Consider the following 26,746-nt stretch of genomic DNA (forward strand, 5'->3'; position numbering starts at 1 on the left):
AAAAACTCTATTGACAACGATAGCTATTTTAACTCTAATATAAAAATAATTTTCATTCTCATAATTCTCAAAATCTACACTTGTATTCAAATGTCAAATTAATCACGTAGTTTTTAATCATCTCTTGACATTTTTGTTCTGGAATTAGCTACCAGATGATAGTTTCTAGATTCTTTGTTAAAAAAATTGCTAATAATTGACAAATTACTTGACAATTTTTGTTAAGAGAAATTGCTTTTGGGAAGTAGTGTTAGAGAATCTTTAATTTAGGTAGTGTGAGGAATAAAATGCAAAAATTTTGGAAAACTCTGCTGATGACTCCGGCAGTGTTTGGCACAATGCTGTTTTTTGGCTCTGTCGCAGTTGCACAGGAAAAAACCACTATTTCAGAAGTAACTGAATCGCAGTTAGTAGCAAAGCCCGAAAAAAAAGTCCAGAAAAATACAGGACAAATAGTAGCGCAAGTAACTGCCGTTTCCCAATTATCGGACGTACAGCCTACAGACTGGGCATTTATTGCTTTGCAATCACTGGTTGAACGTTACGGATGTATTGCTGGATATCCAAATGGCACATATCGGGGTAATCGGGCAATGACGCGGTATGAGTTTGCGGCAGGTTTGAATGCTTGTCTGGATCGCGTCAACGAACTAATTGCTACTGCCACTGGTGATTTGGTACAAAAAGAAGATTTAGCCACATTACAAAGGTTACAAGAAGAGTTTGCCGCAGAATTAGCTACTTTACGCGGCCGTGTGGATGCTCTGGAAGCACGTAATGCTGAATTGGAAGCCAATCAATTTTCTACTACTACTAAATTAACCGGACAAGTTGTCGCTGCCCTTACCGACGTCTTCGCAGGGGACAATGTTAATGGTGTAGATGCAAAAAGCAATAATACAACTTTTGGAGCGCGGGCGCGTGTAGAATTAAACACCAGCTTCACTGGAAGAGATACTCTATTCACCAGGCTGCAAGCAAACAATATTCTCAGCCCAGATCTTGGCACGCCAGAGGGAAGTTTATTCTTTGCAGGTGAAGATGGCACGACTGATGTTGCAATAGATGCACTCTGGTACAGATTTCCCCTGACTGAAAGTACAGAGGTGATCGCTATTGCCAATGCAGGTGCAGCGGATGATGTTACCAGTACAGTAAACCTCTTTGATGGAGATGGTGCGTTTGGTGCTTTGTCTACCTTCGGTACGCGTAACCCAATCTATTACCAAATGGACGGTGCAGGCTTTGGAGTCACCCAAAATTTTAGTGATGCTTTGGCGCTGAGTTTAGCATATTTAGGGAGTTCGCCCAATGATCCTTCCTCTGATAATGGCTTTTTCAACGGCCCTTATGGTGCGTTGGCACAGTTAACATTTAAACCTAGCGATCGCTTCACCATTGGTTTAACTTACATCAACGCCTACAATCAGGAATTGGGTGCTGGTAGCAGTAGGGCAAACCCAATATCCTTTTTAGATCAAAATTTCGGGACTGTTGATGTACCTTTTTCTAGTAACTCCTACGGTTTACAAGCGTCTTTGGGCATTAGCGAGCAATTTGTTTTAGGTGGTTGGGTTGGCTACACAAACGCTCGGAGTTTATCCACAGCAGGAGGAACTATTGACCGTGGAGAGCTTGATATTTGGAACTGGGCAGTAACTTTAGGTTTTCCAGATCTTGGTAAAAAAGGTAACTTAGCAGGTATCATTGTCGGTATGGAACCTAAGGTTACAGGTTCTAGTCTCGATGAAATCGATACAGATGGGGATACTTCCTATCATGTAGAGGCGTTCTACCAATATCAGATTAGCGATAATATCACTATTACCCCAGGAGTGATCTGGCTAACTGCCCCGGATCACAACAATGATAATGATGATGTTATTATTGGGGCATTAAGAACCACCTTCAGTTTTTAATAAAAAAGACCAGCTAATCACAGCTGGTCTATTAAAAATTTCTTCTTTACGTTGTCTTCTCAATAGAGTACAGCCCAAGCTTCGCGTTCCCAAAGCGCAGCGGGCAATTTTTCTTAACAATCATTGTAACAGCCTACACAGATTTTTAGTTTAGCTTTACCAAAAAAAGAAATAGGTTAAGAAAATTAGCCTCTATCTTGAAGATGAAAGTCGAAATGTCCATTAAACTAACCCAGAACGTAAAGCCACAACCGCTGCTTGAACGCGATCATCTACAGATAATTTATTCATAATCCCCCGGACGTGAGTTTTCACAGTATTAGGACTGAGGTAAAGTCTTTCAGCTATCTGTGGGTTGCTGTAACCTTCTACCATCAGTTTCAACACCTCTAATTCTCGTTCGGAGAGATTTGCTATGTTCCCTTTTGGAGAGGGCGGTTTAAGATTTTCGATCACTTGCCTGGCAATTTGAGGATCGAGATAAGTTGCACCCTCAACGGCGGCAGCGATCGCACTCAAAAGCCTTTCCACACTAGCCCCTTTGATGCAATATGCATCTGCACCACTAGACAAAGCAGCAATAATTTCCGTTTCTGTTTTGTGGGATGTTAGCATCACCACATGAGTTTCTGGTAATGCTGCCTTAATTTGCTGTGTCGCAGCGATGCCATCTAGTCGCGGCAACCCAATATCCATTACCACTAAATCTGGTTTAAGTTTCAATGCTGCTTGCACACCTAAGTAGCCATCTTCAGCTTGTCCAACAATTTCCAATTGGGGATGCGTCATTAGTGACTGTTCCAAACCTAATTGCATCATCGGATCGTCTTCAATTATTAATACTCGCAAAGGCGGAGCTTCTGCTGGCAAATTAAAAGAAGTATCCACAGACATCTTAAAAAATATTAATTTTGAATTAGTTATTAGTCATTTGTCATTAATCCTTAGAAAAGGACAAATGACTTTAATTTATGAAATTAGTTCAATCAATTGTCATTAAAGATAACGCTTAAAATCCAATTCACCACTACCAGTGTAGAGGTGGTTGGGTGGGTGAGTGTGTTTTTATCACATGACTATCGACTGTTGACTATTGACTAATGACTAACTCTATTCTTCCACGCGATATCCCAAGTCTGCTAAATGGATGCGAGATTGACGCCATTTTGGTTGCACTTTCACGAACAGTTCCAAGTAGACTTTGCCTGCAATTAACTTTTGAATTTGTTCGCGCGCTGCGCTACCAATAGCTTTGAGCATTGATCCGCCTTTGCCAATCAAAATTCCTTTTTGGGAATCACGCTCGACGTGGATCGTTGCCATCACACGGGTAATCGTTGGTGTTTCTTGCACCTGATCTATAGATATCGCCACAGAATGGGGAATTTCTTCACGCGTTAACAGTAAAATTTGTTCGCGAATTAATTCACCCATAATAAAACGCTCCGGCTGGTCAGTTACCAAATCAGGAGGATAATAATAAGGCCCAGGTTCTAAATTTTGAATCAGTAATTGTTGTAATTCCGGCAATCCTACACCAGTTTTGGCAGAAAATTTGACTGTTTGCCATTGCTGTGAATCTGCTAACTGGGTATAACTTTCATCTATCTCTAGAAAATTTGGAGGCTGTTCGTCAATTTTGTTCAAGCCCAAAATTACTGGTGTGCTGCTGCGACTAAGCAAATCGGCAACATAGCGATCGCCCGCGCCACAGGTTGTTGTAACATCAACCACAAATAGCACTACATCCACAGATTCAATGGCGATTTTTGCATTTTGTACCAGTACTTCCCCTAACTGATGATGGGGTTTGTGAATTCCTGGGGTGTCCACAAAAATTAGCTGTGCATCTTTGGTGGTTAAAATGCCTCGCAAGCGGTTACGTGTAGTTTGTGCTACTGGTGATGTAATGGCAACTTTTTGTCCTACCAACTGATTCATGAGCGTGGATTTACCGACATTAGGGCGACCAATAATGCCAATAAAACCTGACCTGAATTCAGGAGGAGCCTGAGGAATCATTACTTCTCCTGAAAAAGAGAAGATGTCATTATTGCTACTATTCACCTGGGACTCCATTTACCCTGCGTTTGCTATTAGTATATTTTTTGTAGAGACAAAATTATCATCCACTCACTTAAAAGTTTTAGCAATTGCCTCTGCTTTTATCTAATCTACTAGTGAAGTACCATCACTTCAAGCTATAGAGAAAGTAAAAAAGTGGCATTTTCCCAAATCTGTGATAGTAGCTTTGGGCTATTTTAGTCAGTTAGTGAGAATCGCAACTATATGTATCTTACATCAGTTAAGTTTCTTACTTTTTTCTTTTCTGACTCTTACAGATATAATTTTAAAGTCTAGAAATCTAACTTCCCCAAGAAGTCATATTTCTAAGTTTGTAAAATAAACGTTATTTAAAAAAGAGGTAAGAGAACTATGACAATTAACTACTCACTCCAATTACAAACTCTCCTTCATTCACAGATTGGTTTATAGAAATATCATATACTAATCCATCTTCTTGCGCACAAACATCAATCACCATTGGTAACTTGCCTTCTTTATTAAAACTTAGAATTTGATAAAGACGTTCTCCTGCCTTAACTTCACTTCCCACTTCAACTCTTGATTGAATCATTCCCCCTACAGGAGCATAATATTTTTTGACTTTATTTCTAGTTTTAAAAGTCATTCCATGAGAAGGTGTATTTTCTAAATGAAAATCAGCAATTTTTAATACTCCTTTCTGTAATAAATAGTTTTTTATTCCCCTTAAACCTTTAGCAACGGCATCAGGAATCATCTGCATACCTGTACCTAGTTCTAGTGTCCAAGCTTCTATATCAAATTGAATTTCTCTACCTAATTGTTTAAAAGACTCTTCAAGTGCTAACCAAGGTTTGATAAATGCTTCATCAAACGCATCACCGTCATATTCATCCAGCCAAATCCCCAAATCTAGCAGGAAATATTTAGCGCTGACTTCGCGATCGCGAAAGTAATAGAGGTAATTAAGTCCTTGATTTGTAGAACTGTGTAAATCAATTAAATAGTCGGCATTTAAACACAAAGACTGAAGTTGATAGCGGAATTTCTCAGTATACAGTACGCTACTGGGAGCATTAATCTTTTCTGAGAGTTGAGCAAATTTTTGTTGGATTAAAGCTCGATAATTTTGTTTTACCATTTCTAAATCGAGATGAAGTTGAGATTTAGCAAAGCCAGCTAAATCATCCGCTTCTTTTTCGTAGTCCCAAAAGATGCGGTTCCAGTCTTTGAACTCATAAACACAGTATCTTCCAGGAGAAAAATTATGGGCGCGTTCATTAGTTCCCATTGGATTACAAACAGGAACTAACCAAATCTCTCCTACTAATTCAGCATCATTTACAGTCAACAAAAACTGAATTAACTGATGAATGACTGCGTTACCAGCTATTTCCGCACCATGTAAATTAGATTGAATATAAACCTTTTTACCTGGCTGTGCTCCCATAAATTTGTATACTTGCAAAAACAAGCGATCGCCTGAAGCCATTTGACGGAGAGGAATAGTAGAAATAGTAGGAATCATATTTTGCATATCAAGTCTTGAAACAAATTCTATATATTTTGAGCCAATATTGTAACGGTGGGTAATGAAGGCAGAGGGCAGGAGGAAATTATACTAATTCTCCAAAAGGCGGTTACAGATAGTGACGCAAAGACGCGGAGATTGATGTGTGGCAAAATTTTAGAGAATTGGTATTAGGACAAAGGACAGGGGAGATAAGGAGAAAGAATATGCTGATAATTCTCCGTGTCCTCTTCATCTATTCCCTATGATTAACTTGCCACTGTTAGCAAAACGACTGGAACGCCCCTGTATTGCTGTAATGCGACGCCAACCAAACTTGAATAAAATTGAAAAGGCTATTCACAGGCTACCGCAACCAGAACAACGATTAGAAATATTACGCCAAGCTGGTCGCATTTATGAATATCCACCCTTTTATTTTCAGGTTTGTGGTGCTGAACCACAGGTAAGCGCTCAAGTGCTGCGGCGTCTTACAGACTGCGGTTATGGCTACGTCTTGCTCACCTTATTGCTGCTGCCGTTGTGAAAGCACAGAGCGGAAGACAAGCTTAAAAAATCCACAGCGATCGCCATGATCAACTTTTCCTTTTGGATGCCTTTTGAATCTCTCTAACTATAAGTGGGGTTGTCTGAATGCATCATCCAAAATCACGTCAACGGTACAAGCGTTCAATCAAACGTCTATTCTGGAAACCGCTAAATATATTTAAAGGGTTCCCTTCTGCCTACTGCCTACTGCCTACTGCCTTCTTCTTTATCACAATTTTCATTCCTCGTCCTGTTATAGGTGCAGAACGATTAACTCTGTCATACGGACTTTTACAGCGATCTATCCCGATTGATTCTCTGGAAACTTATGCTCGAACAGGCAAAATAGATGATGAATTGGCAACCTACGCTCGGTACGCACCCGAAGAACAATTAGAGCAACTGCGAGAAGTTTTACTTACTCCTATTCCTTTAAATGCTATACAGGTTTCTCAGTTTCTCTACACACCCATCGGAGAAAGACTATTAGAAATTCTGGCACAAGTTATTCAGGGAGAAACACGCTCCACTGGTTTGTATGGAATTCGCGCTGCACTAATTTTGGCGGCAGTAGACTCACAAAACTTCAATTTGTTGAATATACTACGTAAATTTCCTTCCAGTGAAATTTCGATTAATTTAGCCCGCAGCTTACAGTTTGCTCAGTCAATTCAGAGTTTTGTCAACCAAACTCAACAAGCGATCGCCCTCATCAACAAGCAATTTAACCAACAGACAGCAACTGTTCTCCCCCAAACAAACAATGTTGCCAAAATCAACCTACCACAATCTGGGTTTTTCCGATCGCAAAAGCAAACCATTACACTTTTTGATCGCTCGCGGAATCGTACCTTTCCTGTTGACATTTATCTGCCATCTGGCTCCAATCGTGCGAGAGTAATTGTCATTTCTCACGGGCTGGGTTCTGATCGCACTAGCTTTGCTTACTTAGCTGAACATCTGGCTTCCTATGGTTTCGCTGTTGCTGTTCCCGAACATCCCGGTAGCAATACTCAACAGTTGCAAGCACTATTGTCAGGCAGATCGGCTCAAGTTACTGCGCCCGGAGAGTTTATTGACCGACCTTTAGATGTTAAGTATTTATTAGATGAACTGACTCGCCTATCTCAAATCAATCCTGCTATCAAAGGACGCTTGAATTTGCAAGAGGTAGGCGTAATTGGACAATCCTTTGGAGGCTATACAGCTTTAGCATTGGCAGGCGCACCAATTAACTTTGAGCAACTAGAAAAAAGTTGCCCGGCTTTCCAAGACACATTTAATGTTTCGCTCCTTTTGCAATGCTTGGCTTTAGAATTACCACAATCTCGTCAATACAACCTTGCTGATCCACGCATTAAAGCTGCGATCGCCATTAACCCCGTCAATAGTATCGTTTTTGGACAACAAAGCCTAAGTCAAATCAAAATCCCAGTCATGATTATCAGTAGTAGTGCCGATACTGCTGCTCCAGCTCTTCCTGAACAAATTCAACCTTTTAGTTGGCTTACAACCTCAAATAAATACTTAGCATTGATTAATAATGCTACTCACTTTTCCACCATTGCAGAATCACCAAACACTGCCATACCTGTTCCTAGCCAGGCGATCGGCCCTAATCCTGCCTTAGCGCGTCGCTATGTCGATATTTTGAGTGTCGCTTTTTTCAACTCTTATATTGCTAATCAGCCGAATTACCTTTCGTATCTGAGTCCAGATTATATCAGAACCATAAGTCAGCTACCATTACCGCTTTCATTAGTGCGATCGCTTGACTTTAACACCAGTAGTATTTCCCTAGAAAAGTTTAGTAGTAATAACCAACAGTAGCAAGTAAATTCAATCTTACAAATCCTTCCGGACTAATTACAGGACTTGCACTAGTTTGGCTATTTCAACATAGGGTTTCAAAACCATAAATGTAACAGCTTAATCGCTTCCAATATACTACTCAAACACAGGCGGTCATAGTTCAAAAATTTTAATTTCCCAACCAGGAAATAACTCAGAAATAGTTAACTTATCCTCACCTTTTAGCATTTCCATCTCACCAGTTGGACGATACACACTCACAGTTAATTCATCTGGGTTTATCAATATTCCAACCTGTGCTCCCAATTGCAAAAATAGCTTGATTTTGTCTTCAATTGAACGGATACGAACTGATTGAGTTTTAATTTCTACTACCAAATCTGGAACCAAATTGGCAAAGTCACGTACAGTACGTTTTAATCTTGCTGCTGAGACAAAAGAAACATCTGGCACTCGTAAATCTGTGTTGGGCATAATAAACCCAGCAGTATAATCAAATATGCTTTATCTAATGAATTTACACTTTTGAAGCGCGAAAATGAATTATAGAAGGTTCTGAGTATATTAAAAAATTTCGGTCAAATTTTAATTTCATAAATTATGTCTAGTCGTCCCATTTACCTCGATCACCATGCCACCACACCTGTAGATGAACGGGTGTTGGCAGAAATGTTACCCTACTTCAGCGAACACTTTGGTAATCCTTCCAGTATCGGTCATGTTTACGGTTGGGAAGCAGAAGCCGCTATTAAAAAATCGCGAGAAATTTTAGCTGAAGCTATTAACGCCACACCAGAAGAAATAGTCTTTACTAGTGGTGCAACAGAAGCGAATAACTTAGCTATCAAAGGCGTTGCAGAAGCTTATTTCCAAAAAGGACAACATATTATCACTGTTGCTACCGAACATAACGCAGTTCTCGATCCTTGCAAATATCTGCAAACTCTAGGTTTTGATATTACTATTCTCCCAGTTCAACAAGATGGACTCATAAATTTAAGCGAGTTAGAAAAAGCCTTGCGCTCCGATACTATCTTAGTTTCGGTGATGGCAGCAAATAACGAAATTGGCGTATTGCAGCCATTAGCAGAAATTGGTGCTATCTGTCGGGAGCATGGTGTAATTTTTCACAGTGATGCTGCACAGGCGATCGCCAAAATTCCTTTAGATGTGCAGGCAATGAAAATTGACTTGATGTCACTAACAGCACATAAAGTATATGGCCCTAAGGGGATTGGTGCGCTATACGTCCGTCGCCGCAACCCAAGAGTACAACTAGCTCCTCAGCAGCATGGAGGTGGGCATGAACGGGGAATGCGTTCTGGCACCTTATACACACCGCAAATTGTCGGATTTGGCAAAGCAGTAGAAATCGCTTTACAAGAACAAGCCACAGAAACCCAACGCCTCAGCCAACTGCGACAAAGATTATGGAAAGAGCTTTCTCAGTTAGAGGGAATTCATCTCAATGGACACTCCATCCAGCGCCTGGCGGGAAATTTAAATATTAGTGTTGAGGGAGTAGACGGGGCAGCACTTTTGTTAGGATTGCAACCAGTAATGGCTGTATCTTCTGGTGCTGCTTGCTCCTCGGCTACTACTGCACCATCCCACGTCCTCACAGCACTAGGACATTCAGAAAAGTTAGCTTCTGCGTCAATACGGTTTGGCATTGGACGATTTAATACAGCTGAGGAGATTGAGCAAGTCGCTCAACATACCATTGCTACAATTGGAAGCTTACGGAAGCAGGCAATGATGGTTTAATTTCGTTTTCTTGTAAATGCGCGGATGGGTAGGTGTTGAAAAACCAGTTCACAAAAAAATGGCTGGATTTCTTTTACTGTAAAAAGAAAAGAGCGATCGCGCTTCTCAACCATCCGCGCTCCTTATCAAGACTGGCTTTCAGCGATTTTAACTCTACTCAATCCAAATTTTTCATGGTATGATTGCCTCATCCGCGCAAACGAACCTTGAAAATCTAATATTGACTGGCTTTGGAACTGCCGCGGTTGAAATTTTAATTACTCCCTATTAGGGATTGAAACTATAAAATTTTTCTTGCTAACCTAAATGCCTTGTCTGTTGAAATTTTAATTACTCCCTATTAGGGATTGAAACTTTCTAACGCCATTCCAGGTAACGAATCCAGCATGGGGAGTTGAAATTTTAATTACTCCCTATTAGGGATTGAAACGCATTTAAGCATGAATGGACAAAAATAGAGAATGAGTTGAAATTTTAATTACTCCCTATTAGGGATTGAAACTATCTACACTTTCTCTTAAATCTAAAAGTACATCATGGTTGAAATTTTAATTACTCCCTATTAGGGATTGAAACCATATATTATTCTTTCTTTCACTTCTAATGTGTAACGTTGAAATTTTAATTACTCCCTATTAGGGATTGAAACAGCGCTGGCTCTTTGCCCTCGTTCGCCCGCTTTATGGGTTGAAATTTTAATTACTCCCTATTAGGGATTGAAACGCGATCGCTCTCTTCAACTTGTCAGCTGTCAATGGTTGAAATTTTAATTACTCCCTATTAGGGATTGAAACTTCCATCGACGAGCCAGGTAGCGGACGTAAGGTGGTTGAAATTTTAATTACTCCCTATTAGGGATTGAAACAGCTACTTATTCCGTCCCAGACATTGACCAAGCCAAAGTTGAAATTTTAATTACTCCCTATTAGGGATTGAAACGCGGTGTGGCGGGGTGGGGTGTTTTTGAGTATTGGTTGAAATTTTAATTACTCCCTATTAGGGATTGAAACATCTTTGACATATAATTTGTCAAAATCAGCTTGAAGTTGAAATTTTAATTACTCCCTATTAGGGATTGAAACTTTCCAATATATTCTCAATTCATACTGTATACTACGTTGAAATTTTAATTACTCCCTATTAGGGATTGAAACAGCCTTCTCGATTTTCCTCAGTGACTTGTAAGCTTTGTTGAAATTTTAATTACTCCCTATTAGGGATTGAAACTTAAGCTGGTGGCAAACATTGCACAATGCTGCAGTTGAAATTTTAATTACTCCCTATTAGGGATTGAAACTAAAAATAACGGTTGCCCTCTAACTGTAGTTGCATGTTGAAATTTTAATTACTCCCTATTAGGGATTGAAACGATTTCTTGTAGTTACTCTGACTCAAAGCCAGCAAAGTTGAAATTTTAATTACTCCCTATTAGGGATTGAAACCAAGAAATGTACAGAAGAAAAGAAAAAAGAGAGCAATGTTGAAATTTTAATTACTCCCTGTTAGGGATTGAAACCCACGCAAAGTAGAGGATAACGGGCAAATCACAAAGTTGAAATTTTAATGACTCCCTATTAGGGATTGAAACGCTATTGCATCCATCGGCATTCCAGATATAATTAGTTGAAATTTTAATGACTCCCTATTAGGGATTAAAAACTAATCACATCCAAGCAAAGAATTTTACAAACGCATTTATGCGATCGCTTGAGAAGGATAATGAGTATATCAGCCAGCGAAAAAATTACTTAAGCTTGTGCCAATTTTTCAATTAATAACAGCAGATGTTTCTCCAATTTTTCTAAAGCTTCTTGTGCTGAAGTTTGATCAGTATCGTGGATTAACCAATATTCCACAGCATCTAACCATTTAGGAAAACGCTCTAGAATCAGAGGTTGGTGTTCAAATTCATCTAGGGCAATTATCAAATCCACAGTTTGAAAATCTTCTTCTAGAGCTTGCAAGGGCAAACGTTCGCTTTCTAGTAAAGTTACTCCCCGCTCCTTTAAAGCCTCAATCGTGTATCGGGAAATTGCCCCGATATTGTTCACACCTCTCTCCAGTGCTAAACCGCGTGAAACAGCTTGCCATTTTAATCTGTGCTTGAGAGCCAACCAATTAAACAGATGTTCGGCAAAACGACTGCGGTAATAATTACCCGTACACAGGAACAAGATTTTTTTCATTTTGTATGATGATCCTAGTACGTGATGGCGGCTATAAACATACCGTTTAAAAAAGCCGAAAAGCCTATTTTTTATGTAATTTTTACCTTGTTATTTGAGTGCTGCAAGCACAGTTTCTATAGCTCGCTCTTTTTGTGGATCTGCACCTTGGGCGTATTCTAAGGGAAAGGCTACGTTCATATCTGGTGTGACGCCTTTGCCTTCTAATCTTTCGTTGCCATTGACAAATACATCTGCAACAGCTACGTAAAGTAGGCTACCATCCGGCATAAAAAAAGGACGACCGGCAACTACTGCTCCTGCTGTTTTGGAACCAATTACAGGGCCAATTTTATGCTGCTGAAAACCATAGGCATAAATTTCTTTGCTACTTCTGCTGCCTTCGTTGATCACCATAGCCACTGGCTTTTTCCACTGACTCACATAAGTATATTTCCTGCCCTTACGAGAAATACTGGTAACACTTGGCCCTTCTTTTGCTGTAAAGATATTTAGAGAATCAACATCTCCTCCACCCCATCCGTCTCTAAAATCCAGAACTAATGCATCTGCATCTTTGAGGCGTCCGTAAATCATTTCTTCTTGCAGCTGCTGCTGATCTTCGTTAGCAGCATGTGACCAGATATGAATGTAGCCTATTTTTTTTCCCTGCCGTTGAATAATTTGGGTACTAGCTCGGTGTGCTTCGATAAACATGGTGCTGGCGTCTAACATCTTTGGCACGATCGCTATTTCTTTTTGACTGTTGCGATCGGGCGATCGCTGAATCAACAGCTTGACTTTCTCACCAGCTTTTCCCGCAAATGATTGTATTGGTTGATACGGACGACCATCTACACTAATAATTTGATCGCCTACTTTTAAATCTGCTTTTGCAGCCGGACTACCATCAAGGATAGCGCTAATAAAGGTTTTGTTATTAATATTTTTTGTGAATATACCTATGTCAGTGTATTCAATCTTGCCTTTGGGAAAGTATTTTTTTAACTGTTTTTGTAGCTCTGTACTTCTCGGTACAAAAATGCCTAAAAGCTGATAGTATGCTGGCTCGTCTTGAGTGTAATAGCGGATGTGGGAACTTTGCAATTCAGAAAGCATCTGGTTGATGGCGATCGCAAATTCTTCTTTAGACTTAGTTTGCGCTGCTTGGGGTTGATACTTTTCCCGCATCGCTTTCCAATCGACTCCATTAAAATTTGGATCGTAGAAATTTTCATTAACGGTTTGCCAGACTTGTTCAAAAATTTTAGTCTCAGGTTTTGCTAGTATCTGAGGCAGTGGTGAGGTTAACCAAAAAAGCAGTAACACTGAGCAACTCATCAGCATGGCTACAGTTAGCTTCAGTAACCCAGACAGTCTACGTTTTTTCATTTTCGTCTCCTTGTGCGCCTTTTACTAGGCTAAATATTCAAAGACGCAGTGGCTTGCCACAAGAAGTTGCTGATGAAAATCTTTAGTTATTAGTTCCCGTACAAACTTCTTTTAACCACACTCGATCAATTTCGCCACAAAAAAGTTGTCCGTCTTTAGCGAATACGCTCACGGACAGAAAAACGTCTTTTTCTGGCTCGTCCTCTGAGTCTTCGTGAACCCACTTCCAGTCAACCTTGATACCAACTTCCCATTCCTCATTCGATCTACTGCCAATCTGCCCGTCTTTAACCTCTATTGATTTGCAAACAACCCACGGCACACATTCAGGTTCATAGGGCATGGGATGATCGTATTCATCAGTTGGAACAACTGGATAGGCATAATTTCTATATGTTGCCAAAATGTGATTTTTTGCAGTTTCAATGATTTGAGATTCAGTAAAATTACTCATGCCACCTCTCCTTGTCTTCAAGATGAGGGGATTAGCTGATCCAGTAAAACTGGGATTTCCTTACCCCGCAATTTGATCAGAATCGTAGATTTAGTTACATCATAACTTCCATTCTGCAACACCGTTTCCTGACGAGAGAGGATGCAATTATTACCAATTGTTGCTATACGACAGAGAAGCGATCGCTCTTATATTTTGAGTGCAACCACACGAATTCTGCGATAGTCTGCCCACCATCGCCCATCTCGATATAATGTAGGCTGCAAGCGTTCTTCAACGGCTTGAATCACTTTCGCTTGTTGTTGTGCTGATAGTTGTGTGAAAATTTGACTGGGTAAGAACATTTGCAGCCAATTCGCCATACCTGCATTTCCTGCTTCTAAAGGGGTTGGTCGGTCGAATAAAGTGGCATACGTCACTTTTCTCAGTTAGTTGCCCAGTGCCGCAGCCAAGATCCAGAATGCTTCTCCTGGTTGTGGAGAAAGTAACTTCAGCAAATCTTCCCCAAACTGCCAAACAAATGAATGTTTACCCTCGTAGAAGGTAGTATTCCAATAATTAACTGACATGATAAATTCTCTGCAATAAGTAAATTATTGATTGGCGGTTTTCCAACGCTTACATTTACTCGTTAAACGCTACATCAATCACTGCTTAATTCTCACCATAGAAAATGCAATTATCAATGTCCCATATATTTTTATCTAGTAACTAATATTTTTTGAATATTATTCATTATGGTTTATCTATTTCTCTATGAGGTTCTAAAACCCTATCTTCTATAAGTTGCAAGTTTGGGTTGGGGTAACAAGCCCCTCTCCCAAACTCCCTGTTCCCCGTTCCCTTTTCGGTGACTTAATTTCTCTTACACCTTTTATTTAATAAATGAGTAGGAATTTAAATTACAAAAAATATATAAACATTACAAACTAATTCTATTGATTGCAATCTGTTAGCTTACTCTTCAATAATTACATTTAATAAGACTGTCATTTTTGCTAAGAATTGTAAAAAACTTTCTCGGCTTTCAACACCACATTTGAAAGTGAGGACATAACAAACTATGCAATCCGACCATAAGAACAAGGTTAAATATCCTTGGTGGGCTGGTAACGCACGCCTTACGAATCTATCGGGTACATTTGTTACTGCTCATATTGCTCATGCTGCGCTGATAGCTTTTTGGGCTGGGGCATTTACGCTATTTGAGATTGCTCGGTACTCAAGCGATCAACCAATGTATGAGCAGGGATTAATCTTGCTACCTCACCTAGCTACTTTAGGTTTGGGTGTAGGTTCAGGCGGTGAGGTGATTGATACTTATCCCTATTTTGTGATTGGGATGGTACACCTCATCTCATCGTTTGTATTGGCAGGAGGCGCTCTATTTCATAATTTTAGAGTTGCCCAAAACCTGGAAGAAGATCCTAGAGGTGTAGTTCGTCTATTTCACTTTAGCTGGGATGACTCCAAGAAATTAGGTTTTATCTTAGGAAATCACCTAATTTTTTTAGGGTTAGGTGCATTGCTTTTAGTAGCAAAAGCCATGTATTTTGGTGGGCTTTATGATGCCACAATTCATGAAGTGCGCTTAGTTACCAATCCTACGCTTGATCCAGTGGTGATCGGCGATCGCATAGCTCATTTATTTGAAGTTAACAACCTGGAAGATTTAGTTGGTGGTCATATTTATGTAGGTGTAATCCTAATTTTAGGAGGAATCTGGCATATTCTCCGCAAACCTTTTGCTTGGGTAGAGCGATTTTTCATTTTCTCTGGTAACGGTATTCTTTCTTACTCTTTATTTGGTGTTGCTCTAGCAGGATTTGCCTCAACTTACTTTTGCGGCTTTAATACCTTGGCTTATCCTGTTGAATTTTATGGCCCCACATTGCATCTCAAGTCATCTCTATTACCTTACTACTTCGATCCAGCTCAGTCAGAGCCTACGTCTCGCGTTTGGTTAGCAAATGCCCATTTCTACTTAGCTTTCTTCTTCCTTCAAGGCTCACTTTGGCACTATCAGCTAGCTTCTGGTTTCTTTGAGCCAGTTCTAGAGTCGTGGAAAAATGCTTTTTCAGAAGCTTTTCCCAATCCAAATTTGGCATATCAGAAACATTTCAGCTATCAAGCCCAGCCAGAGTGGGGTAGTCTCTACGAGTTGCCGAAGGTGGGGCAAAAGCCAGCTTTCGCATACCAACAACCATCTAACGACAAAATCTATGATCCTTCTAAGGTTCTAGGAAAGCCAGCATTAGCTGAATTAAAACCAAAGCCAAAGGTTCTCTATGAGTTTAGCTACCCAAAAAATGGGCAGACACCCTTTTATGAAGTTCCTACTGTTGAGGACAAATCACAGCTTGGGTATCCGCAGCCAATGCAGAAACACCTTTACGAATTTTCCTATCAAAAGCCTGCTCAAAAAACCTTGTATGGGGTTAACAAAACAAGGCAATACGAGTAGGAGTCTAGAGAGTTAAATCAACAGGAAAGTTATGTTGGTTAAAGAAATGGAATTGTAGTTAATTTTTGAGAATCTATTTCATGCAGAGATTTATCTGCATGAATTTTTTTTGTGTTAGTACTAACTTATATATAGGAATCCGGTTTTCTTTTTGAAAATATATGTTGTAGGGTGCATTACGAAATCCGTTCTAATGCACCCTACAAATACTAGATCCTGATTTTTACAAGAAGTCTAATGATTAACAACCTAACTGAAAATTAAAAATCAAAAATTTAGAGGTCAAAAGTCTATTTATTAAACATCCAACTTGCATATTTAATGGTTATGCAACTTAAATGAGTAATAAACTTACTTTTAACCTCTTGATCGCTAGAAAGGCACCAATAATTTCTTAACTCAAACCATTACAAATGTGGTCTAAGTGTCTTCCTACTTGTTCACCAGCTTCAGCACCAACTTGGCGAGTAATTACTTCTTTCATTGCCTGAACTGCCTGGATAGTTCGATCAACCGGAACACCCAGAGAATTATAGGTTTCCTTTAAACCATCAAGTACTCGCTCATCCAAGACTGAAGCATCGTCAGCCAGCATGGCATAGCTAGCGTAACGTAGGAATAAAGTTAAATCGCGGAGGCAAGCTGCATAACGACGGGTGGGATACATATTGCCACCAGGGCAGGTGATGTCACCATAAAGTAAGGAATTAGCTACTGCTTGGCTAACAATATTAGCAGCATTTTCACTGATAGTGGCAGCAGCTTTCACACGCAACTCACCTGATTGAAAATATTTTCTTAATTTGTCCAGTTCAACATTATCTAGGTATCTGCCTCGCAAATCAGCAGGGTTAATGAGAGAGGTAATAGTATCTTGCATCTTTTTTCCTTCAAACTAATTAAGGTACTAAGTTCGTAGCCAAAACTGTCAATTATTAAAAATTCTTTTTCTGGTAGGACAGAAGCAATGAAACTAGTACATCGCTCGAATGAGATAATCGAAATAAGGCCCAGCAATAGCAGCTTCTTCTCGATTCATCATGCCTGAAGCAACTTCTTTGAGGCAACGCATGCAAGTACCTATATTACTGACTGGAACACCTAAAGAAGTGTACATTTCTCGCATCCCATCTATGCCAATATCTTCCAAAGGTTTTGTATTTCCAGCCAAAACGGCATAGGTAATTAAACGAAGATACCAGCTTTGATCTCGTTGACACAGTGCTGTCTTGTTAGGATCGCCGCTATTGCTGGGTGTGTTAGGAACTATCTTCCAAAATCTACGGCTGCCTTCTTCCACGATATTTTGCTCGTTCTGAGCTAATATCTGTGCTACTCTAAGCCTTGTTTCTCCTGATTTAAAAAAGTTATCTAATTTGTCTAATTCAGTCCGACTAAGAAAGCGAGCAGCATCATCAGATTGAGCTATTACTTGCGCTACAATGCTCATTTATCGTCCTCCTGAATTACAGGAATAAAAATGCTATTTCCAAATTAATTTTCTTACTTTTTTGTTTTAAAAGTCATGAATAGTTTTCACAAATTAATAATAAAAATAAAAACTTAATCATAAACATTTTCTTGCTTAATCATAAACTAAACTTATTATTTATCTCTAGACTACATAGCATAGAAAAAATAGTAACCATTGGTTATTTGAAATCACAATTTCTGTAAATGTCATATATATTTTTATCTAGCATTTAATATGTTTTGGATATTATTAAATTAGCGCAATGGAACTTCGACACCTACGCTACTTTGTAACGTTAGCTGAGGAATTGCACTTTGGGCGGGCGGCAGAACGCTTGCACATTGCCCAGCCTCCTCTTAGTCAACAAATTCGTCAGTTAGAAACAGAGTTGGGTTTTGAATTGTTTCACCGCACAAAAAGAAATGTGCAATTAACAATTGCAGGGCAGGTGTTTTTAGAAGAAGTTCAGCAAATTCTCAAACAGCTTGAGGGAGCTATTCAAGCAGGAAGACAAACGAGTCGCGGCTTTAGAGGACAGTTGGTAATTGGCTTTGTCAGTTCTGCTGCTTACAATATTCTCCCCGGTATCTTGCGGACTTTTCGTACTTGCATTCCCAATATAAATTTGGAATTGCACGAACTCACAACAGATCAACAATTACAGTGGTTGCAGGATAGCCGAATTGATATAGGATTTCTCCGCCCACCAATTGAGGAGGATTCTTTTTGTTGTGAGATTATATATGATGAGTCATTGGTGGTGGCGCTGCCGGAAAGCCATCGACTAGCAAATCAACCCAATGTGTCATTGCGATCGCTCCAGGGTGAACCTTTTATTTTATTTCCTCGTGCTTTAGCTCCTGGGCTTTACGACTCGATTATTAGTCTATGCCAGCAAGCAGATTTTAGCCCTACCGTTGCTCAAGAAGCAATTCAGATGCAAACAATAGTTAGCCTAGTAGCAGCAGAGATGGGAGCAGCGATCGTACCGGAGTCTCTGCAAAATCTGCAACGACCTGGAGTGGTGTATAAAATTTTGCAAGAACCCACACCAAAGGTGGCACTGGCGATGATTTGGCGACGTGACAATACATCTGCTGCGGTGCAACGGATTTTGGAGGTAGTTAGGCAAGTAGCTGCTACATGAATAACTTCAAGGTTAGGATAGCTTGAACTTAACTATGTTGGTACAGACAGCAGTTTAGTCAGAGCTAACCGTGACTATATGCGATCGCCTATAGGTTAGGTAGGATATGTGAAACTATGCTCAATGATTACTTCTCCTTATGCTCGCCATACCTTCGGAATTTTTAACGAGGAAGGACAAAACTTGTGACTTTCATCAAACATAGAAAAGACACAATACTACAGAGAGCACACAAAAAACCGCGATAATTTGATTATTGCTTCTTACAGTTACAGTAAATGCGATCGCTCTCAGTTCAACTTAGTCTATCCATTTCATAAAAACACACAAATCTTGTGATCGCTTAACTAAAGGCAAGATAAACACTCACTCTTCAAATTACCCAATTGACATGAGTGACGGTACGCGATACATCATGATTCAAGGGTTTGATAAATTTTTTACAATGCAAAGATTGTTTAACTTTATGCTTAATCAGTCTGAGGAGGGATGGACATGGATGGCAGTTTAATTATTTCTAACATCCTAAATCCACCAGTCCTATTTTTTTTCTTGGGAATGACTGCGGTTTTTGTTAAGTCTGATTTAGAAATTCCTGCACCAGTACCCAAGCTCCTCTCGCTTTATCTACTGTTTGCGATCGGGTTTAAGGGAGGGGTGGAGTTAATCAAAAGCGGCATTACCCAAGAAGTAATTCTGACGCTGTTGGCAGCGATGTTGATGGCTTGTTTTGTTCCAATTTACACCTTTTTTATTCTCAAGCTGAAGCTAGATACTTATGATGCGGCAGCGATCGCGGCAACCTATGGCTCTATCAGTGCTGTCACCTTTATTACAGCAAGTGCCTTTTTAACTGAACTGGGTATGGATTTTGATGGTTATATGGTTGCAGCCCTTGCCTTGATGGAATCTCCAGCTATTATTGTTGGTTTGATTTTAGTGAATTTATTCACTGTTGATGGCAAGCGAGAATTTGCTTGGTCGGAAGTATTGCAAGAGGCGTTTTTAAACAGTTCAGTCTTTCTTTTAGTCGGCAGTTTGTTAATTGGCTTTTTAACAGGAGAACATGGGTGGCAGGTTTTGGAACCCTTTACTCAAGGACTTTTTTATGGAGTTCTCACCTTCTTTTTACTAGACATGGGGCTGGTTGCTGCTAGAAGAATTAAAGACTTGCAAAAAACCGGTTTTTTCCTGATTTCATTTGCGATACTGATTCCAATACTCAATGCAGGCATTGGATTACTGCTTGCCAAATTAATTGGTATGTCTCAGGGAGATGCGCTCTTGTTTGCTGTGCTGTGTGCCAGTGCCTCTTACATCGCTGTTCCAGCAGCGATGCGGTTAACTGTTCCTGAAGCAAATCCTAGCTTGTATGTTTCTACTGCTTTGGCAGTCACTTTCCCATTCAACATTATTGTAGGAATTCCGTTATATCTATACGGAATTAACCTATTGTGGAGGTAATCGTATGCATTTAGTCAAAAAGATAGAAATTATTGCTAACTCTTTTGAACTTAGCAAAATTTTAGATGGGTTAGACAAGTCAGGTGTACACGGTCATGCTGTAATTAGGAACGTTGCTGGCAAAGGCTTGCGAGGTATGGCGGAAGATTTGGATATGACGATGCTGGATAATGTTTATATCATCGCATTTTGTATGCCTGAGCAACTCAAGCCTGTTGTAGAAAATATTAGACCCTTGCTCAATAAATTTGGCGGTACTTGTTACATCTCGGATGTGATGGAAATTCGCTCGGTAAAATGTGTCGCGTCGTTATGAACTTAAGGAAGCGTTTCATGGAACGCCGTGATTTCTTGAAGTTAGGAGCCACGGGAGTATTTGGTTTGGCGATCGCATCTAGCGATTTACTGTGGCAGGTTGAGTCAACTCAAGCTGCTGAACTACCTTCAAAAACTCAATCTCTTACTCCCGATGCAGCATTACAAAAGCTGATGGAAGGAAATCAGCGGTTTGTTAGGCATAAACCTTTATATCCCGATCAATCTGCTGCTCGCTTGCAGGAAGTTGCTCAAGCTCAACATCCATTTGTAACTATCCTCAGTTGTGCAGATTCGCGGGTACCAGCAGAAATTATTTTCGATCAGGGTATCGGAGATATCTTTGATGTTCGGATTGCCGGCAATATTGCCACGCCTGAGGCGCTTGGTAGTATTGAATATGCAGTTGCATTACTTGGCACTCCTTTGTTGATGGTGTTGGGGCATGAACGCTGTGGAGCAGTCACAGCTGCCGTACAAAACGAAGCGCTGCTTGGTGATATTGGTACGTTTGTTAAGGCAATTAAGCCTGTTGTCAAAAGAGCCAAGCTTTTGTCGGGTGATGCAGTTGAGAATGCTGTTGTTGCGAATGTGCAGTATCAAATTGAACGGTTAAAGCGATCGCGTCTTCTCACTGAAAGACTACAATCTGAGAAATTGAAAATCGTGGGAGGACGTTACGATTTGGATACAGGAAGCGTAACGATCATTTCTTAATTAGGCAAGGTACAAAATTAGATGAGTCAAATTATCCCTGTTGCATGAAAATTGCATATGAGTTTACAAAAGCATCGTTTTTCTGGAATCCTCTAGTCTTGTATCATCACTCTCTCGTAAAAAATCCAAGTCTTTCACCAGTGGTTTACCCCACTGGTTTTTTTCTTTTTTCTAAGTTTTCTGTAAGGTGGACATTGCCTGTCAAAGCCTATTTGGTAAGCATTTGATATACTTGCTGAGGAATGCTCACCCTACGATTCTAGGAACTAGGAAGAATTTCTTTCCCAGTACCCAATACCTAATCACGAGTACCTAGCTCCTATTCCCCAGTGTTGCATGAAAGTTGTATGTCAATTTACAAGACAATAATTTTCTGTAATTATCATTCTCATATCATCATTCTTTCTCTCGGTCAGTGGTCTACCCCCACTGACTTTTTTTGGATTTCGTTAAGCTCAAACTTTAGTATCTAACTAGGTAAAATTAAGAATACCTAATACCGAGCCACTACCCTAAGTAATGAACTGATAAAATATTTTGCTAACTAAAAACTGCACTAGTACCTGAGTGGTTGAGCAAAACGAATCCAATATTTGCACTAAATGTCAAAACATTACAGACGACTGTAGCGGAGCTTGCTTCAGTATTTTATTCGCTCCATTATTATATAAGCAGCGTCACAGAAAAATTGTATTTATATTTACAAAAAGTTATTTTTATGGTTTTTGATTATATCTCAACACTTTGATAGATGTCCTTAAGTATTTTCAAATCTATACAGGCCAGCAGAATTTATTTCTAAATTGTGTATGCTCAAAAATGAAATAGCCGCTGTTGCATCAAAATTGTACATAACTTTACAAGCTGGTCAATTTCTGGAATTCTAAGTTTTAGTTCATGAGATTGAACAACTGTTTTGCATAGTTTTCCGATTGGCTCTTTGCCAGTGGTGCTCCTTCCCACTGGCTTTTTCTTGATTTTTGACTATCACCAAATTACCTGTAGCTTCTCTTTCACTACCTGCTTGTAAACATCTTCTGTTTGTTTGGCTAATTTCGGCCAGCTAAAGCGCCGTTCTAAATCTTCGTAAGCATTATCAACTAGCCATTGCCGATATTCGGGATTTTTCAAAACTTCCAAAATTCCCCAAGCTAAGGAATCAGGATTATTAGTGTAAGTGACAATTCCAGTTTTTGTATGTTGTACTACTTCTGGAAAACCACCAGTATCAGAAACTACTACAGGAACGCGAGAGGCAAAGCTTTCTAAGGCAACGATACCAAAGGGTTCATAAAGACTAGGAAAGACTGCACAATCAGCAATAGTTTGAAATTTATCCAAGTATTCGTCAGACATAAAGCCAGTAAAATAGCATTTATGCCAAATTCCCAGATCCCAAGCTTGCTTTTTAAGATTGTCAGTGTTGCCGCCACCAATGATGACAAACTTCACGTAACCGCCCATCTCCGACAATACCTTAGGAGCAGCATTAAGTAAGAGAGATACTCCTTTTTCATGTGTCATGCGCCCAACGTAGTAAACAATTTTTTCGCCATCTTCAGCGAATTGACGGCGAAAATCCTGAGCGTGAAAACATTCGTGATGGCGTTTCTTTTCCGGACGGATACCGTTATAAATGACATCAATTTTATCCCACGGACTATGAAGTGCTCGTTCTACCTCTCGGCGCATGTAGTCGGTGCAGACAATAATTCGCCAGGCATTGTAAGCTAATAGTTCTTCTTTACCACTTATATAACGCTGAGTATCTGTATATATACCGTTATAGCGTCCGTGTTCAGTTGCATGGATTGTCGCAATGAGGGGAACTTTGAAACTGTGCTTAAGGGCGATCGCTGCATCTCCTACCACCCAATCATGAGCATGAATAATATCAAATGCGCCTTCTTCCAACATCAACTTGCCGCCATGACTACCCATGCTTTCATTCATATTGGCGATCCAGTGGAAAAAGTCGTTACCACCAGGAACGGGAATGCGATGCACCCGCACACCTTCCACTACTTCGTACAAGGGCGCATGACCAAACTCAGGCGTCATCAGGTGAACTTCATGCCCTAGCTTGACTAATTCTGGGTACAACTCCGACACATGACGGGCAATCCCTCCGACAATACGAGGCGGAAACTCCCAACTCATTACTAGTATTTTCATCTACTGCCATCCCTCAGCCTTGACAAATTTCTAAAAGCTTTAATTTATCTAAAATTTAAAAGTTTGGCTTTGGCAAGAAGTGTTTAACCCTTACTTTTTAGATTTTTTAAGAAAGATAAAAAGTAATTATCATCACACTTTCTTGCCAACTAGCTATAAATTATCAAGCTGCTAACTACTTGTTAAGCTGCAACTGCTGACGAAATTGTAACCAAGCAGCTGTGGCTTGGATGTCCGAATTGGCAGCTTTTTTTAGTAAGATGACGCCATCTTGAAAACCGATAATTCCATATTCTCGGTTATTACTGACCTGGTCAATTAGTTTTGTCAAATCTTGCAATAGACGGCGATCGCTTTTAAAAGCCGCTTGATATTTTTGTAATTGCCACAAATCGGCGATCGCATAATCTACCTGAATTACTTGTTGGACATCATTGCGTAATTCTAAGACAGGCAAGCGCAGAATTTCCCGGCGGCTAGAAAGATGAGGGACAATATAAGTAGTTGCAGAGACGCTAGCATCCTGGGGAATTTGTGCCAATAAGGGACGCATCTGCTCTACGTGTTGCCACTGTCGTGATAAAGACACATATACCCAAGGGTTTACAGAATCTGGAATGAGAAAGTAAAAAGTCCGATTGGGATTGGATGCAAAGCTAAAAAATAGGGAAACACAGATACATCCCACCCAAAAACGGCGAAATGAAGGTGTAAATTTTTGCTGATGCTGTGACCACCAGAGAATTGCTCCGTAAAACAAGCCTGGCACTACGGTTAAAGCGTAGCGAATCGTAATCGCCAGAACAGATTCTCCCTTACCCAGAAAAAGCTTCAAAAGAGGGAAACCAGCTATCATCCAAGAGGCAGGAGCAACGGCAGGTACAAACGCTAACGGTAACCATTGACCGAGTAAATACTTAATAGTTCTATCTATTGGCGTCACTAATTCTACTAATAACCGGACGGGGTTGCTAACCATGCCCCAAATAATTTCTAAGGTAGAAGCTTCTTTGCCTTCGGCGTATTGTCCAAACCTCTCCAACATGAAGCGCTGGGAAATATCTTTGGAGAACAACGGCATGATCAAATTGGTGAGAGCCAACATATAACCAAAACTGAGGATGCAGACTCCGATGCCAGTGCGGGGAAAACGCTTGCTTAAAACCATATAGAATCCCACGCCAAATAAACCTACACCTGCATCTTCCCGCACAGCCAAAATCAAAATTGCCATCAGCCAAAACAACCACCACCTGCGTTTTTCCATTGCTAGCAGCAGGGTAAAAACAAATAGGGGAATTTGACTAATGTCGTGAAAGTTGCTTAAAGTCGGGCCAATCACCGCATTAGCAGCATAAAAACTGGCGGTAATCATGATTGCTAATAATGGTTTGAGATATTGTCGTGCCAGGATATATAAAACTAAACCTGCGGCAGTGATGAGTGTTACTTGCAGAACTGTTAAAGTCGCGGGAGAGGGAAATAAAGCGTAAATTGGCAGCCACAGTAACAATGCTGGTGTGAAGTGTTGACCGAGGCGATGGTAATAAACTGTGGGAATTTCTCCAGCGTGAACGACGTTGGTGGAAAGACTAGAAGAAAGGGAACTTTGAAAAAAGCGCCCGTGGAGATTATTCCAAAAAACTTGGTTAAATATACCTTGGTCGAAGGAAGCGTAAAAACTGTAGTAACGGTGCAGGGTAAATAATAGACACAGGATAAAAAATATTCCTGCTAATCGGAAAACTAGATTACTGGCACTACTTGCTTCTATTTTTAATAGCGGTTTTTTTTGCATATTTGACCACATCACTCACACCAGAGGAGTAAAGCTAAAAAAAATATTGAAGAAATTATTGTAAAACTTTAAACCATTGTGAGAACAAAGATGAATATTTGCTCTCAAATAGGCAAATGGAGGCACATCTATTGGAGAATTGATGCTGTGCACTATTGTTCCTGTCTGCCAAATGCCTACCTTACTTGCGGATATTCAAAATTTGCTTTCGGATTTGATTGCTCGCTACTCATCTAGGGTAGATTATCTGATGATTCGCCTGGAAGAAGCTGAAGGTACGGATATTGTCTTGCGTGGTGACAAAGTAGAAACCCTCAGCGAAGGTATTTCTGTTGGTGGACATATTCGTGCTGCTTATAAAGGTGGTTGGGGATTCAGCAGCTTTAATCGCTTGACGACAATCGAAGACAGAATTAAAGAAGCGATCGCTGCGGCGCGGATGGTTGGTGATGAAGAAACTACACTTGCTCCTATTGAACCAGTACAAGCAGTTTGCCGAGTGCCACTGACAGGTACCGATCCGTGCAAAATTCCCTTGAGCCAAAAAAAAGAATTGTGCGATCGCTACACTGAACTTCTCAAAAGTGTAGATCATGCAATCACCACTACTTCTGTACGTTATGGCGACTGTAGTCAAAGGGTAATTATCGCTACTTCTGAAGGAACTCTAATCGAGCAATCTTGGGTAGATATGGAAATGCGCTTTGCTGCTACTGCCAGAAACGGCGATACTGTGCAAACTGGCAGAGAAACTACAGGCTCGCGTAAAGCTTTTGAAGATTTAATTGGCTTAGATGAACAAGTCAAAAATGCAGCGCAAAGAGCAGTCGCCGCTTTATCTCTACCTTCGGTAAAAGGCAATACCTACACTGTGGTGATCGATCCGATTTTGACTGGTTTATTTGTTCACGAAGCATTCGGACATCTTTCCGAAGCAGATATGGCTTATGAAAACCCAGATTTGTTGGAAGTCATGACTATCGGTCGCAGATTTGGCTGCAAAGAATTACAAATTTTTGATGGTGCTGCTCCTCAAGGACATCGAGGTAGTTATTTTTATGACGATGAAGGTACACCTGCAACAACTACGCAATTAATCCAAGACGGTGTTTTAGTGGGGCGCTTGCACTCCCGCGAAACAGCAGGCAAGTTAGCAGAAGTACCAACTGGTAATGCTAGATGTCTTAATTATCATCATGCTCCCATTGTGCGGATGACTAACACTTGGATAGAGAGGGGTAACACTCCGGTTGCTGATTTATTTAGCGATATCAAAGAAGGAGTTTATGCCCGTAACTGGCTGGGTGGAATGACAAATGGAGAAATGTTCACCTTCAGTGCTGGGGAAGCATGGATGATTAGAAACGGTAAAATTGCCGAGCCAGTGAAGGATGTGACGCTCTCAGGAAATGTTTTTCAAACTTTGGCGGATATAGAAGCGATCGGCGATGATTTTTACTGGGATGAGTCTGGTGGTTGCGGTAAAGGTGGACAAAATGGTTTACCTGTGGGTTGTGGAGGGCCGAGTTTGCGGATACGAGATGTGGTAGTAGGTGGAGAAGTGGGGGAGATGTAGAA

At 40.2% G+C, this 26,746-nt stretch carries 19 protein-coding genes, 3 pseudogenes and 1 CRISPR repeat array; of the genes and pseudogenes, 10 read left to right on the forward strand and 12 right to left on the reverse strand.

The genetic code is table 11. From position 1 onward, the window contains the following. The first annotated feature begins 287 nt into the window (after positions 1-287). The gene (locus U2718_RS08410) at positions 288-1,919 is read left to right on the forward strand and encodes an iron uptake porin (RefSeq protein WP_341998154.1); all 1,632 of its coding nucleotides are present in this window, start codon (positions 288-290) and stop codon (positions 1,917-1,919) included. A 222-nt stretch (positions 1,920-2,141) separates the two neighbouring features. Here the strand turns inward: U2718_RS08410 and U2718_RS08415 are convergent, their stop codons facing one another. The 3 genes from U2718_RS08415 to U2718_RS08425 form a co-directional block, all read right to left on the reverse strand. After that, a complete protein-coding gene (locus U2718_RS08415; RefSeq protein ID WP_341998152.1) occupies positions 2,142-2,813 on the reverse strand; it encodes a response regulator transcription factor in 672 nt (223 codons plus the stop codon). 216 nt (positions 2,814-3,029) lie between these two features. Then, a complete protein-coding gene (gene era / locus U2718_RS08420) occupies positions 3,030-3,941 on the reverse strand; it encodes a GTPase Era (RefSeq protein WP_341998150.1) in 912 nt (303 codons plus the stop codon). 421 nt (positions 3,942-4,362) lie between these two features. Next, positions 4,363-5,493, reverse strand: coding sequence for a succinylglutamate desuccinylase/aspartoacylase family protein (locus U2718_RS08425; RefSeq protein WP_341998195.1), 1,131 nt, complete (start codon positions 5,491-5,493; stop codon positions 4,363-4,365). Between the two features lie 247 nt (positions 5,494-5,740). On the opposite strand from U2718_RS08425, the gene U2718_RS08430 reads away from it, so the two are divergent. Both U2718_RS08430 and U2718_RS08435 read left to right on the forward strand, forming a co-directional pair. After that, entirely contained in the window at positions 5,741-6,022 is a 282-nt protein-coding gene (locus U2718_RS08430; protein ID WP_341998148.1) for a DUF99 family protein, read from the forward strand. A 107-nt stretch (positions 6,023-6,129) separates the two neighbouring features. Continuing rightward, positions 6,130-7,854 carry an alpha/beta hydrolase gene (locus tag U2718_RS08435; protein WP_341998146.1) on the forward strand — a complete coding sequence of 575 codons (1,725 nt, stop codon included), beginning with the start codon at positions 6,130-6,132 and terminating at the stop codon, positions 7,852-7,854. A gap of 135 nt (positions 7,855-7,989) precedes the next feature. On the opposite strand, the pseudogene U2718_RS08440 reads toward U2718_RS08435, so the two are convergent. After that, a pseudogene (locus U2718_RS08440) lies at positions 7,990-8,337 on the reverse strand (Uma2 family endonuclease); the annotation flags it as partial. Positions 8,338-8,436: 99 nt separating this feature from the next. Here U2718_RS08440 and U2718_RS08445 point away from each other — a divergent pair. Next, a complete protein-coding gene (locus U2718_RS08445) occupies positions 8,437-9,603 on the forward strand; it encodes an IscS subfamily cysteine desulfurase (protein WP_341998142.1) in 1,167 nt (388 codons plus the stop codon). 244 nt (positions 9,604-9,847) lie between these two features. Further along, a CRISPR array of direct repeats spans positions 9,848-11,262; the repeat unit is 37 nt; unit sequence GTTGAAATTTTAATTACTCCCTATTAGGGATTGAAAC. Between the two features lie 89 nt (positions 11,263-11,351). Here the strand turns inward: U2718_RS08445 and U2718_RS08450 are convergent. The 4 genes and pseudogenes from U2718_RS08450 to U2718_RS08465 all read right to left on the reverse strand — a co-directional run bounded on the left by U2718_RS08450 (position 11,352) and on the right by U2718_RS08465 (position 14,183). Next, positions 11,352-11,789, reverse strand: a complete 438-nt coding sequence (locus tag U2718_RS08450) for a low molecular weight phosphatase family protein (protein WP_341998141.1) — start codon at positions 11,787-11,789, stop codon at positions 11,352-11,354. A gap of 90 nt (positions 11,790-11,879) precedes the next feature. After that, positions 11,880-13,160 carry a S41 family peptidase gene (locus U2718_RS08455; protein ID WP_341998139.1) on the reverse strand — a complete coding sequence of 427 codons (1,281 nt, stop codon included), beginning with the start codon at positions 13,158-13,160 and terminating at the stop codon, positions 11,880-11,882. Positions 13,161-13,242: 82 nt separating this feature from the next. Continuing rightward, positions 13,243-13,614, reverse strand: a complete 372-nt coding sequence (locus U2718_RS08460; protein WP_341998137.1) for a hypothetical protein — start codon at positions 13,612-13,614, stop codon at positions 13,243-13,245. 188 nt (positions 13,615-13,802) lie between these two features. Next, positions 13,803-14,183, reverse strand: a pseudogene (locus U2718_RS08465) (class I SAM-dependent methyltransferase). Positions 14,184-14,677: 494 nt separating this feature from the next. Here U2718_RS08465 and U2718_RS08470 point away from each other — a divergent pair. After that, positions 14,678-15,655: pseudogene (locus U2718_RS08470) on the forward strand (chlorophyll a/b binding light-harvesting protein); the annotation flags it as partial. Between the two features lie 817 nt (positions 15,656-16,472). Here the strand turns inward: U2718_RS08470 and U2718_RS08475 are convergent. After that, complete coding sequence (locus U2718_RS08475) at positions 16,473-16,958, reverse strand: allophycocyanin subunit beta (protein WP_341998134.1); 486 nt, start codon at positions 16,956-16,958, stop codon at positions 16,473-16,475. Positions 16,959-17,051: 93 nt separating this feature from the next. After that, positions 17,052-17,528 (reverse strand): allophycocyanin subunit alpha-B, encoded by a 477-nt coding sequence (gene apcD, locus U2718_RS08480; protein ID WP_341998133.1) that lies wholly within the window; start codon positions 17,526-17,528, stop codon positions 17,052-17,054. A 286-nt stretch (positions 17,529-17,814) separates the two neighbouring features. On the opposite strand from apcD, the gene U2718_RS08485 reads away from it, so the two are divergent. From U2718_RS08485 to U2718_RS08500, 4 genes are all read left to right on the forward strand, one after another. Continuing rightward, positions 17,815-18,699: a LysR family transcriptional regulator gene (locus tag U2718_RS08485; protein WP_341998131.1), complete on the forward strand. Its 885-nt coding sequence runs from the start codon at positions 17,815-17,817 to the stop codon at positions 18,697-18,699. Between the two features lie 495 nt (positions 18,700-19,194). Beyond that, positions 19,195-20,163, forward strand: coding sequence for a sodium-dependent bicarbonate transport family permease (locus tag U2718_RS08490; protein ID WP_341998129.1), 969 nt, complete (start codon positions 19,195-19,197; stop codon positions 20,161-20,163). A 4-nt stretch (positions 20,164-20,167) separates the two neighbouring features. After that, the gene (locus U2718_RS08495) at positions 20,168-20,479 is read left to right on the forward strand and encodes a P-II family nitrogen regulator (protein ID WP_289793258.1); all 312 of its coding nucleotides are present in this window, start codon (positions 20,168-20,170) and stop codon (positions 20,477-20,479) included. A 17-nt stretch (positions 20,480-20,496) separates the two neighbouring features. Further along, a complete protein-coding gene (locus U2718_RS08500; protein WP_341998126.1) occupies positions 20,497-21,195 on the forward strand; it encodes a carbonic anhydrase in 699 nt (232 codons plus the stop codon). A 987-nt stretch (positions 21,196-22,182) separates the two neighbouring features. Here U2718_RS08500 and U2718_RS08505 read toward each other — a convergent pair. Together U2718_RS08505 and U2718_RS08510 are read right to left on the reverse strand one after the other, a co-directional pair. Next, positions 22,183-23,370 (reverse strand): glycosyltransferase family 4 protein, encoded by a 1,188-nt coding sequence (locus tag U2718_RS08505; protein ID WP_341998124.1) that lies wholly within the window; start codon positions 23,368-23,370, stop codon positions 22,183-22,185. 175 nt (positions 23,371-23,545) lie between these two features. Further along, positions 23,546-25,168, reverse strand: coding sequence for a DUF2079 domain-containing protein (locus U2718_RS08510; protein WP_341998122.1), 1,623 nt, complete (start codon positions 25,166-25,168; stop codon positions 23,546-23,548). Positions 25,169-25,340: 172 nt separating this feature from the next. Between U2718_RS08510 and U2718_RS08515 the strand changes: the two genes are divergently transcribed. Beyond that, positions 25,341-26,744: a TldD/PmbA family protein gene (locus U2718_RS08515; RefSeq protein WP_341998193.1), complete on the forward strand. Its 1,404-nt coding sequence runs from the start codon at positions 25,341-25,343 to the stop codon at positions 26,742-26,744. The last annotated feature ends 2 nt before the right edge of the window (positions 26,745-26,746 follow it).

The sequence above is a fragment of the Chlorogloeopsis sp. ULAP02 genome (genome assembly GCF_038404745.2).
Lineage (GTDB): Bacteria > Cyanobacteriota > Cyanobacteriia > Cyanobacteriales > Nostocaceae > Chlorogloeopsis.